The sequence below is a fragment of the Collinsella sp. AF14-35 genome, assembly GCF_003464565.1.
Taxonomy (GTDB): domain Bacteria; phylum Actinomycetota; class Coriobacteriia; order Coriobacteriales; family Coriobacteriaceae; genus Collinsella.
The window spans coordinates 1-11,473 of record NZ_QRZD01000005.1 but is presented as its reverse complement, the minus strand read 5'-3'; the positions used below and the strand labels follow the sequence as shown (position 1 = coordinate 11,473).

Sequence of the window (11,473 nt, the reverse complement as noted above, 5' to 3'; positions counted from 1 at the left end):
CGCCGAGGCGTCCGACGGCGGCGCGCCCCTCCTCGGCGACGAGTGCAAGCTCGGCCTGTCCGTGTCCGGCAATTCCGGTTCCCTCGCCTACAAGTTCGTCTGGGAGCAGGGCGGCTGGGCCCGCTGGGGCACGATCCGCAAGAGCGACTCGTCAGCCTCGTGCTCGTGGGTCCCCGAGGTCACCGGCGACGTGAATATCTGGGTTGACGCCGTCGACTCGAACGGTAGGGTTACCACCCGCAAGTTCCCGGTGCACGTGGAGAATAATCTGGAAAATTTCAACTCGATATCCATTGAGTCTCCTAATGGCGTAGCAACCGCTGGTGATTCAGTTGTGATTACACCGAACCTGAACATTCGCAAAAACCAAGGAATCTTTTATAAATATGTATGGATGAAAAATTCTTGGAAGGAATGGGGTGTTATTGATTCAGGTAAAGGAAAGTCCTCTTTAGACTGGTCCGTGAAAAATACGGGTGATGTATCCATTTATGTTGATGTAGTTGATACAAATACTGGTCAAACTCTTACGTGTAGCGCTAATTGTCATTTCGCGCCTGAACAATGGACTTATACTTTGCTGTCTACTTCTGACGCCTTGATTAAGCCTGGCGAGAAGGTGTCGATCCGAGCAAACTGCGACGGAGTTACAGGATTTCTATCATATAAGTTTGTTTGGAGTAAAAATAACTGGTCAAAATGGGGCGTAGCTCAGAGCGGATCAAACCCTGCTCTGTCTTGGACTCCTGATAGCCCCGGTGAATATGACATTTATTGTGATGTAAGCGGATCAGACGGTAAGGTGACTTCCCGTAGCGTGCATATTGGTGTCTGGGGTTTTTCTGGGGTTGCTGCAGTTTCTACTGACGGCAATCTTTCATGGGGTGTGCGCGCAGATCTGGGCACCCTTGATGCGGAGAAATCCGGACAATTTCAATTTAAATTCGTTTGGGCAAAACCTGATTGGAGCAGTTGGGGGGTACTGAAGAACGGCTCTACCGAAAATAATGCGCATTTCAACCCGTCTGAGCTGGGCTTAAACTCGGGTTATTATGATCTTTACTGTGATGTAACTTATCCTGACGGCACGGTTCATACTAAGTCGACTCAGATTTACTACAACCCCATTGGCAGTTCCACTGTGCTTGGCGTCAGCAGGATTAGTTTGGTGACATGGCTTATGTCCCATCAATATGACTCTTATTATTTGGGAACTAGGTATTCGAGTGGCTTTTCATACGATACCTGTCTTTACCCCAACGGAAGCCCAAGATGGGATGGTTTTACCGGCATGAATTGCACAGGCTTTGTTGCCCATGCTTACGCTGCTGTCGGTGGAAATGTCTCTTCGATAGGTTGGATTAATTCCCATTCTCCATGGGCTGGTGGCCCTGGTGGTGGCGGCTACATTAACGCTTGGCGATGGTATGGGTATGCCTGCGATTCCGGTTGCAAAATGTATGAGTTCCGAACTGTCCAAGATATGCTTAATAGCGGATATGCTCAAAAGGGGGATATCATTTTCTTTAAGACGGATGGTTCAATTGATTGCCATATTGGCTTTTTCTGGGGTGATACTCCTTATGAGAACAAGATGTGGCATCAGATATTGCCTGGTAATCTAATTGGTCCATGCTTTAATAACGCTAATAAGGGAGAGGTCAGGCGATCTGTCGTCCTGATCAAATAGACATGTGAGCGTGCGTGCATTCCTATTTCCGATATTGCTCGTGCGCCCCTGTGTTCTTTCAGAAGAAATGGCTGTTCTTATAGATGTCGATGTTTTTCAATAATTTCAAAACAAAAGATCTTACGACACGCGAAAACATTGTGTGGAACGCTTTGGGCTCCCTGGTGTTTCTTGGATGTCAGTGGCTGATTACCGTATTTGCCGCAAGGTTATCGAATGGATATAGCGATGCTGGCGTATTGGCGATCTGCATGTCCATTGCAAATATATATGCCCAAGTTGGCTTGTTTAAAATTCGTTCTTATCAAGTATCAGATCTGACTTGCGAGTATTCTGCTTCTGAATACATCTGCTTTAGATTGATTTCAATGGCAATGGGACTTGCTTTTGTTCTCTTATATGCCATCTTTACATGTAGCCTTCCTACAGCTTTTTCGGTTTTTCTTTACTGTGTTTATAAATCATTCGAAGTATTTATTGATGTGCTGCACGGGATTGATCAAAAATCCCGCAGAATGGATCTATGCGGGATTTCGATGTTCATGCGCGGCGTATTATCACTCCTTGTATTTATTCTCAGCTTTGCTTTTTTGAAGAGTCTAAATGTTTCATTTCTATTTATGATTCTGGTTAACGTCCCAATTCTATTGTTGGATTGGTACGGCGCCTTTTCTGTTTGCAATGCTGGCGAATTTCATTTTGCATTTTCTGCCTCTCGTTGGCGTAACTTATTTGTTGAGTGTTTGCCGTCGGCCATTGGTGTCGTCTGCTGTTCCGCTGTAACAACAGTATCCAGACAACTACTCGACTATATGTCTGGATCTGAAATATTGGGAATCTATGCGTCCGTTTGTACCCCAGCCGTTATCGTGCAAGCGGGAGCTTCATTTGTGTACGCGCCTCTCTTGGGTGATTATGCGGCATATCTGCATAACGGTGATTATAAAAAGATACGGAAATCGTTTGTAGTAAGTGTTGCCTGCTTTCTGTTTATTACAGGAGTAAGCCTTGTTTTTTCCTCCCTTTTTGGTGACTGGTTTCTGCGTTCGGTGTTTGGCTCTTCAATTAGCGGCTATACAGACTTGCTGTATTTGGCTCTAGTAAGTGCGGTGTCCACCGCGTTGATTGGATATCTAACAGACTTGTCGATTGTTTTTAGGAATATGTGGGCAAGTCTGATTTGTAATTTGATTCCACTGCTGATCGTTGGACCACTTACTATTTGGTTTGTATCTTTGTGCGGGCCCAATGGCGTAAGCATAGCAATAATCATATCCTTTATCATCGGGTCAATTGCGCTTTGTATATCTCTCGCAAATACGATCAAGCGACTAACGAGAAATTCGACAACAACGGGGAAGTAAAGTAAGTGCACAGCAATTATTTGATTTTCAGCGCCTGTTACCTCCCTCACTTGGGAGGAGTGGAGATATTTACCGAAAACCTCGCGCATGAATTATGCGCTGAGGGTAATAAAGTCTATATCGTGACCAACAAATTGCCTGGACTTTCGGATTCGAGCGTCGATGAACATGGAGTCACTATAATTCGAGTCCCTTGTATATCCTTTTTGGATGGAAGGTTTTGTCTTAATTCATTTATTAAGTCCCATAGTCTGCTTAAGGAAAAACTCGGCAGCACCGAGATCGATGGCGTTCTAATCAATACGCGATTTTACTTTCTGTCCATTGTTGGCTTAATTTATTCTAAGTCCAGGAGAATCAAGCCTGTCGTACTTGATCATGGATCTGCATATCTGAGTTTCGGTAGTCCAATATTAAATTTGGCTGCTAAAGCTTACGAGCACTTTATTACTTTTATCGGTAAGGGGTTTTCTCCCGATTATTATGGTATTTCGGAAAAAAGCTGTGAATGGCTTCGCAATTTTAGAATTGAAGCCAAGGGCGTAATCTCAAATTCAATTGATGCTACCGCATTTTCATCTTCGAGTTCCGGTAGAAGTTTTAGGGAAGAGTTTCAGTTGACGTCTGACTGTCTTTTGGTGGCTGTTGCTGGTCGATTGATTCCAGAAAAGGGCATCGCTCAGATTATCGAAGCTTCTTCAAATGAGGAACTCATCGAGCAGAATGTTGTTTTCGTTATTGCAGGTGATGGGCCTATGAAAGCTGAAGTCGAGAAGGCCCGCTCTTCCAATTTCATTTATGTCGGTAGGCTGGATCGAAACGACATGGCCGCACTTTTCTTGGACTCTGATTTGCTTTGCTTGCCGTCTCGTTCTGAGGGTTTTTGCACTACACTTCTTGAGGCGTCTGCATGCGGATGTCCCTCTTTGACAACAGATGTTGGTGGCGCGTCTGAGCTTATTTTGAATGATAGTTACGGATCAATAATGGAATCTGGAGATGCTGATGAGATAGTAGAGCGTCTTAAATATTTAGATTCAAATCGTAAGCTGCTCCAAATCCAGTCCAAAAATATTTGGGAGCGAGCTGTTAGCGATTTCTCATTCTCGAAAACCGCGCAGCAGGCGGAAAACGCCATGAATGTGAATCGTTAAGGGTGGGTGTTCAATATTCAATTATTATGGATATGAGGGACCGCATCCTTTATAGGATATTAGTTTCTAACGACTTTCTAAAATATGTTTGGCTTTGATTAGTTTCATTTAAGGAATGATGATGGCTTCTATTGGTTGCAAGGTTCTTATTGCAATTCCCGCTTATAACGAAGAGGAGTGTATTGAAGGCACAATTGCCGAATTGCGTTCGAAAGCGCCTCAGTACGACTTTGTTGTCATTAATGATGGCTCGACTGATGATACCGGATCCATCTTAAAAAGATTAAATTGCAAAGTTATTACTATGCCAATTAACTGCGGACTTACCGTCGGATTTCAGACTGCAGTTCGATATGCCGTTGATAACGGTTATGACTATTTAATTCAATTTGATGCTGATGGTCAGCATAGACCTGAGTATCTTTCCGTTCTGGTTGATGAAGCCCATAAAACTAATAGCGATATCGTTATTGGTTCGAGATTTATAACTGAAAAAAAAGATACCTCGATGCGTATGGCTGGATCGAGACTGATTTCATTTCTCATTAAACTGATGTGTGGACAGCGTATTACTGATCCAACATCGGGTTTCAGGTTGTTTTCCAAGCCTGTTCTAGAGGAGTTTTGTTCTGATAAGAGCTTAAATCCGGAACCAGAAACAATCGCATTGCTGATTAAGCGCGGTTATTCAGTCTCTGAGGTTCAGGTGTCCATGCGTGAGCGCCAGGGCGGTGAGAGCTATCTTAATCCCGTCAAATCGGTGCAGTATATGGTAAGGGTAGTCGTCTCACTTTTATTTGTGCAGAGGTTCAGGTGATTTTTATGTCCGTAACGCTTCGCATCTTCTTGATTTTCTTCGCAGTCCTTGTTCTTCTGTTTATTGTTTCAAAGCTTAGAAGGTCACAGATGCAGGCACTTGACTGCTTTTTTTGGCTAGTTTTCTGTCTGTGCTTTGTTTTAATGGCCATATTTCCCGACTTTACTGAGTTAATTTCTCGGTGTTTTGGATTTATGAGTGCATCGAATTTTGTTTTTCTATTTGTTATTTTCGTTCTAGTGCTTCGTGATTTTTCTAATTCGCTTCGCTTGGCAAAACAAGAAGAGCGTCTTAACTCTCTTGTTCAATCGATAGCCCTTGGACAGGATAAAAGCGATCAATAAGGTGAAAGGCTGCTATTTTGAAGGCAATCAGGTGTGAAAGCCAAAAATACTTCTCTTTGGTGCTGCTTGGGGTGTTTTTCTCTCTCTACTGCTTTTTTTATTTTTATAGTAATCCACGTAAAATCACGTTATTGATTGGCGCTATTTCTGTTATTTATAGCGTTCTTACTTATTATCTGTTTTGTGTTAAATCCGATTTCCGTTACAAGACGCCCTATATTTTTGGCTCTTTAGCGCTTGCTCTTATTTTTTTCGCTTTCTTCTTTCCTCCCTTTGGCGTTCCCGATGAGGTGTATCACTATCTCTCGTCTTATTGGTTGCTAGACTGTTTTAAGGGAAAGGCATCCTTTGCTGGGGGAGAATTTCCCATCAGGGCCATTGATCATGATTTAATTGATTTATTCGGGGAGTCTTCTAAGAATATTGGCAATCATTCTTATAGCAGCTTGGCTTCGTGTTTTGGTCTTTTCGCTAATGGGTCAGCTGAGAAGATTGTTGGTGGTTATGAGTTTACAATTGGCAATTGTAATTTTATTTGCAAAATTCCCTCGATGTTAGGGCTTGCTGCGGGTATTGCTTTCAACTTTGATGCAGTTCCGACCTTCTATCTTGGTCGGTTGTTTTCTGCTTTTGCCTTCTTCGCTCTTGTGGTTGTCTCATATAAGCTGACTCCTTATTTCAAACATATCATTTTGTTCATTGCTTTTCTTCCAATGACGTTGCACCTTGCCTCTTCCTATTCTTATGATGCAGGAATCATTGGCTTATCCTTGCTTGTGTTTTCGCTGCTTATGCGCGCTTTCGCGTGTGGAGAGAATGAGATTACTTATAAGGAAGTTATTGGATTTGCGATCTTAGCATTTTTCTTTGCGCCCTGTAAATCCATTTATTGCACTGTCTTATTTCTATTTATATTTATACCGAATAAGAAATTTTCTGATAGACGAGCAGCGTTTATCTCAAAGGTGCTGATCCTGTTATTGCCCTTTGTTTCTATCGGTATTTTCAGCCTTTCCTCTATTGCTTCTTTCGCATCTGCTTCTGCTACATTTGATGTACGAGGAGCTGAAGTTGGTCATTTCTATTCCATGGCTGGGATCTTGAGCCATCCGTTTACTTCTTTCGTTATGCTTATACGGACTTTGGTTAATGGCCTAGATTATTACTGGGAAACGATGTTTGGCTATGAGCTGGGTTGGCTGCAGACCAATCTAGCGATGCCGATTTATTTAATGGTCGTATATCTGTTCCTTGCCTTTTTTTGCTGCATCAAAGACGAGAATGATTTCCCCGAACTTAACCTCCCCGTAAGGTGCTGTTTTATTGTTGCCTCACTCATCTCGGCATTTGGAGCAATTCTTTCGATGTGGCTATGCTGTACTTTTGATACTGAAAATGTTGTTATGGGTGTTCAAGGACGTTACTTTTTACCGATTGTTCCATTTGTTCTCTCGGCTCTTCGTTTTTCCAATACTGAATTTAAGGGTTCTTTTATTCATAAGTTATTTCAGGTGGAAGTCCTGACCGGCATTCTATATATTGTGCGCTTGGTATCCATTGCTACACTTTAGTCTTTCAGCGCGCTTTATTGTCTTGTAGATATCTCCAATTGATTTCACTTTGGTATTTAACTTCTTTACCAGGATACTAATCAGGTGGGTAAGGATAATGGCGCATTTTACTTTTAGGGGATGGTCTGATAATGGGAATTTACTATAGGGGAATATGCCGTGGTTTTGGCGCGGCATATATCCCGTTCAAGCTAAAGCAAAGCGACAAAGAATTTGTTTCTGTTAATGTGGCGACTGATGCAGGGGCGTCTGTCCCTTTTTCGCTTCACTATCATCAGGATGTCGAAATCGCTGCTATCGCAGTGCCGCTCCTATCGTGTAAGGGTCTTAGGATTTCTGTAGCCGGAGCGGATAAATTCGATACCTCTCTTTCCTTCGGTGCAATTAAATGGATTTCTCGTCTTAATTACAAAATCAATCCTTCCTCCACTTCTCGCTTTCGCAATATTGAATCCGATTCTTATTTTGGAAAAATTCATATTCGTTGTAATGTCGCAGTTGAGGCCTTCGAGAAGAATGAAATTATTCTCAAGGGTGTTATATGTTCCCCTAAGATCGATTCTTTAAAACGTGTCTATGTTACCGATGGTGATTCTGAAGTCCTCGAAAACTATCCCGTATATTTGGGCAAACCTTCACAAATTAAGTATCACGGCTTTTACCGTTACGAGTCGTCCTTTTCTCTCAGGATTCCTAAGGGTGATAAAACATTCTGCTTGGTTGCATCTGGGGATGATCTGCAGGGTTCCGGTTTTCTATCTTTGGACCCAGCTGCAGTTAAATATATGCTGGATTCAAGGTCTCCTGCATTCTATAAATCCGCCTATATTGATACCTATGTTCATCTAGCGAGAATGAGGAAGCGTTCGCTTTCTTTCCTCCGTTCTCAAGATGTCCCCACGATTCAAAAAGGTGTGAAATTCAGCATCATTGTCCCCCTCTTTAATACCCCTGTCTCTTTTTTCTGGGATATGGTTAATTCGGTTGAGGAGCAGGTTTATGAAAATTGGGAGTTAATTCTTGTAAACGCTAGCCCAAATAATGCTGCACTTTCTGCCGAGCTTGTTAGGCTGTCGGATTCAAGAATTAAGGTTGTTACCTTAACTGAAAACAAGGGAATTGCTGAGAATACAAACGGGGGTATTGAGGCTGCTTCCGGCGACTACATTGTGTTCTTCGATCACGATGACACCCTTGATCGATTTGCTTTATATAGATATGCAGAACAGATCTCGGCTCATTTTGATACGGATGCTTTGTATTGCGACGAAGACTTCCTCAATGAGGCGGGCGATTATGTTGATCCTCACTACAAATGTGATTTCAATCTTGACCTGCTGCGCGTGCACAATTACATCACTCATTTGCTTTGCGTTCGTTCCACGCTGGTTAAAGAGCTAATGCTTCGTAAAGCTTTCGATGGGGCACAAGACTATGATTTCCTTCTTCGTCTTTCCGAGAGAACCCATAGCTTTTTCCATGTTCGCGAGGTTCTCTACCATTGGCGCATCAGCGATTCTTCCACTGCTAAGAGCGCTGGCAACAAAAATTATGCCGACGAGGCTGGTCGGCGTGCCTTGCAAGAGCATTTGGATAGATGCGGGCTAAATGCCTCGGCAGAGCTGACCGATACTCCCTGCTTTTATCATGTTTCTTACGCTATTAATGATGAACCTCTTGTAAGTATTGTTATCCCTAACAAGGACAGCGTTGAAGTTCTCCGTAGATGTATTGAATCAATTGAAGGCAAAACATCTTATTCGAACTACGAGATCCTTATTATCGAAAATAATAGTGTCGAAAAAGAGACGTTCGAGTATTACGACAGCGTTTGCGCCGCTTTTGAAAATGTTCGAGTTGTAACCTGGGAAGGGCCCTTTAATTATTCTGCTATTAATAACTACGGTGTCGGTATGACCAAAGGCGAGTACCTTTTGTTCTTGAATAATGATACTGAAGTTATTGAGCCGAACTGGCTTTCTTCAATGCTTGGTTTCTGCCAGCGCGATGATGTGGGTGCTGTTGGCGCAAAGCTTCTTTATCCTGATAACACCGTTCAGCATGCTGGCGTTCTAATGATTTATTGCAACAGCGAGAACGAAATGGGCGGCCCCATTCACGTTTTCAATAATATTGACCGTGACGATCCTGGCTATATGCGCCGAGCTGTAATCTCTCAGGATCTTTCCGCTGTTACTGCTGCCTGTATGATGACGAAACGCTCTATGTTCGATCAGCTGGACGGTTTTAATGAGAGTTTTGAAGTGGCCTTTAATGATGTCGATTACTGCCTAAGGGTTCGCTCTCTTGATCGATTGGTCGTGTTCGATGCCGACGCGCTTCTTTACCACTATGAGTCGTTTAGCCGTGGGTATGAAACCGGTGCAAAGAAGGCTCGTTTTATGCGCGAGCAGGGTAAATTGCGGACTGCATGGGCCGATTATTATGTAAATGGTGATCCCTATCATTGCCCCATGAGCACGCGTTAGCTTGCTTTGTCTGATGGGCCAATCCGTACGTATGCAACCTAGTGCGGATTGGCCACTGTTTAATGACGAAGTCAGGCAATACTTGATCTCATGGGCACTCTGTAAATTCAATCGTGTATGCGCTCATTCGGTTCATGGTTCTTGTACATAGTTCAAGCTTTTCAATTCCATTCATCTTAGAATGGAATTGAATTAAAACTATGTTTTGGAAGGCTTATCAGCTATGAAAGGCATCATCCTCGCCGGCGGGTCCGGCACCCGCCTGTACCCGCTCACGCTCGTGACCTCCAAGCAGCTGCTGCCGGTCTACGACAAGCCCATGATCTACTACCCGCTTAGCACCCTCATGCTGGCGGGCATCCGCGACATCCTGGTCATCTCCACGCCGACCGACCTCCCCAACTTCGAGCGCCTGCTCGGGGACGGCTCGCGCTACGGCGTGAACCTCTCCTACGCCGAGCAGCCCTCGCCGGACGGCCTTGCGCAGGCGTTCACCATCGGCGAGGAGTTCATCGCCGGCGAGCCGTGCGCGCTGGTGCTCGGCGACAACATCTTCTACGGCAACGGCCTGTCGCGCCACCTGACGCGCGCCGTCCAGAACGCCGAGTCGGGCCGCGCCACGGTCTTCGGCTACCACGTGGACGACCCCGAGCGCTTCGGCGTCGTGGAGTTCGACGGCGAGGGGAGGGCCGTCTCCATCGAGGAGAAGCCCGCCGAGCCCAAGAGCTCCTACGCCGTCACCGGCCTGTACTTCTACCCGGGCGACGTGGCCGCCAAGGCGCATGAGGTGAAGCCGTCGGCCCGCGGCGAGCTGGAGATCACGACGCTCAACCAGATGTACCTGGAGGAGGGGACGCTGTCCGTCGTCACCCTCGGTCGCGGCTACGCGTGGCTGGACACCGGCACCATGGAGAGCCTGCACGAGGCGGCGGAGTTCGTCCGCGCCGTGGAGCACTCCCAGGACCTGCCCGTGTCCGTGCCCGAGGAGATCGCCTGGGAGAACGGCTGGATCACCACCGAGGGGCTCAAGGAGGCCGCCGAGGCCTACGGTAAGTCGGTATACGGGCAGCACCTCAAGAAGGTCGCCGCCGGCGAGATCGTCAACAGCCCGCGCGAGTACTAATTGCCTGGTGAAAGGGGATGAGTGATGACCGATATTCTGGAGCGCGATGGCCTCTCCGTCGAGCTGCTCTCATCCCTTTCTTATAAAAGCGAGCTGGGGATATCGCTTAAGAAGAACCTGCATTATTTTGATCGGGACCTTCTGCTTGCTGAGCTCTTTAAAGCTAATGAGTGGTATCAAGGCCAATCGGCATTGGTTGACTTGCCTATAGACAGTCGAATTAAATCTCTTCAGTCTATCAAGCTTAAGCTGGACCGTTATTGGCCCGATCATCAAGTGCGTAAGGTCTTTAATGACTTGCTCGGCTTTCGATCCATTGTTGATTCTTATGAATCCGTTCTTGCGTTAAGCGGTTCTGATTTTAAAGTTGTTAATCTATCTGCTGGAAAAGCCATAGACGACGGTTATCGTGGCGTTCATCTCTATTATGTGCGTGAAGCTCGCTGTTATCCGATAGAGCTTCAGTACAATACCTTCTTTGATAGGCAGTTAAATAACTGGCTTCACAAGTATTTGTATAAGAAGACCGTTGATTCGTCGATCGGTGCCTTCTTGCGAATGCGTTACGAGGCCGGTTTGATTCATGATGAAGCTGAGTTCAGAGGGGAGTTGGCTGATGCGCTATCTGGTTGCTAAGTGGTTTTCTAAGCAAGGTTCGCTGGTGATGGCCGTTAAGCCAGGCAAGGAGCTTATTGAGATGATGCGAAGGGTGCAGGGTCGTTTTGGCACCTCTGACCTTCAGCTCGTTACCATCAGTCGTCCCTCCGCATATGGCGAGTACGAACCGTTTGAGTTTGTCCATTCCGAAGAGCAGCTTGTGGCGCGCCTTGAGCAGCAAGCTGCGTAAATAAGGAGAATAATGTCTGAGATTTTTGAACCCAAGAACATCATCGTCACGGGCGGCTGCGGCTTCATCGGCAG

The 11,473-nt window shown here is 45.3% G+C and carries 10 protein-coding genes; all 10 read left to right on the top strand.

The window, feature by feature from the left end; translation table 11 throughout:
• Positions 1-1,690, top strand: a 1,690-nt coding sequence (locus DWW12_RS02700; RefSeq protein WP_199570646.1) for a hypothetical protein, incomplete at its 5' end; no start/stop codon positions are given.
• A gap of 83 nt (positions 1,691-1,773) precedes the next feature.
• Complete coding sequence (locus tag DWW12_RS09725) at positions 1,774-3,054, top strand: lipopolysaccharide biosynthesis protein (protein ID WP_147345456.1); 1,281 nt, start codon at positions 1,774-1,776, stop codon at positions 3,052-3,054.
• Positions 3,055-3,113: 59 nt separating this feature from the next.
• Positions 3,114-4,208 (top strand): glycosyltransferase family 4 protein, encoded by a 1,095-nt coding sequence (locus DWW12_RS02690; RefSeq protein ID WP_199570644.1) that lies wholly within the window; start codon positions 3,114-3,116, stop codon positions 4,206-4,208.
• 121 nt (positions 4,209-4,329) lie between these two features.
• Positions 4,330-5,025 (top strand): glycosyltransferase family 2 protein, encoded by a 696-nt coding sequence (locus DWW12_RS02685; RefSeq protein ID WP_117854865.1) that lies wholly within the window; start codon positions 4,330-4,332, stop codon positions 5,023-5,025.
• Between the two features lie 5 nt (positions 5,026-5,030).
• Complete coding sequence (locus tag DWW12_RS02680) at positions 5,031-5,369, top strand: DUF2304 domain-containing protein (RefSeq protein WP_117854937.1); 339 nt, start codon at positions 5,031-5,033, stop codon at positions 5,367-5,369.
• A gap of 17 nt (positions 5,370-5,386) precedes the next feature.
• Positions 5,387-6,940: a DUF2142 domain-containing protein gene (locus DWW12_RS02675; RefSeq protein ID WP_158564356.1), complete on the top strand. Its 1,554-nt coding sequence runs from the start codon at positions 5,387-5,389 to the stop codon at positions 6,938-6,940.
• Between the two features lie 131 nt (positions 6,941-7,071).
• Entirely contained in the window at positions 7,072-9,429 is a 2,358-nt protein-coding gene (locus DWW12_RS02670; RefSeq protein WP_117854862.1) for a glycosyltransferase family 2 protein, read from the top strand.
• Between the two features lie 223 nt (positions 9,430-9,652).
• The gene (rfbA, locus tag DWW12_RS02665; protein ID WP_117854860.1) at positions 9,653-10,552 is read left to right on the top strand and encodes a glucose-1-phosphate thymidylyltransferase RfbA; all 900 of its coding nucleotides are present in this window, start codon (positions 9,653-9,655) and stop codon (positions 10,550-10,552) included.
• Positions 10,553-10,576: 24 nt separating this feature from the next.
• Positions 10,577-11,188, top strand: coding sequence for a hypothetical protein (locus DWW12_RS02660; protein ID WP_199570642.1), 612 nt, complete (start codon positions 10,577-10,579; stop codon positions 11,186-11,188).
• A complete protein-coding gene (locus DWW12_RS02655; protein WP_199570640.1) occupies positions 11,169-11,399 on the top strand; it encodes a DUF6718 family protein in 231 nt (76 codons plus the stop codon). Before DWW12_RS02660 ends, DWW12_RS02655 begins: the two co-directional genes overlap by 20 nt.
• The last annotated feature ends 74 nt before the right edge of the window (positions 11,400-11,473 follow it).

What these genes read in the sequence shown, in the direction of transcription:
- DWW12_RS02685 (WP_117854865.1), top strand. Translation starts at nt 4,330, where the DNA reads ATGGCTTCTATTGGTTGCAAGGTTCTTATTGCAATTCCCGCTTATAAC.
- DWW12_RS02670 (WP_117854862.1), top strand. Translation starts at nt 7,072, where the DNA reads ATGGGAATTTACTATAGGGGAATATGCCGTGGTTTTGGCGCGGCATAT.
- DWW12_RS02680 (WP_117854937.1), top strand. Translation starts at nt 5,031, where the DNA reads ATGTCCGTAACGCTTCGCATCTTCTTGATTTTCTTCGCAGTCCTTGTT.
- DWW12_RS02660 (WP_199570642.1), top strand. Translation starts at nt 10,577, where the DNA reads ATGACCGATATTCTGGAGCGCGATGGCCTCTCCGTCGAGCTGCTCTCA.
- DWW12_RS02655 (WP_199570640.1), top strand. Translation starts at nt 11,169, where the DNA reads ATGCGCTATCTGGTTGCTAAGTGGTTTTCTAAGCAAGGTTCGCTGGTG.
- rfbA (WP_117854860.1), top strand. Translation starts at nt 9,653, where the DNA reads ATGAAAGGCATCATCCTCGCCGGCGGGTCCGGCACCCGCCTGTACCCG.
- DWW12_RS09725 (WP_147345456.1), top strand. Translation starts at nt 1,774, where the DNA reads ATGTCGATGTTTTTCAATAATTTCAAAACAAAAGATCTTACGACACGC.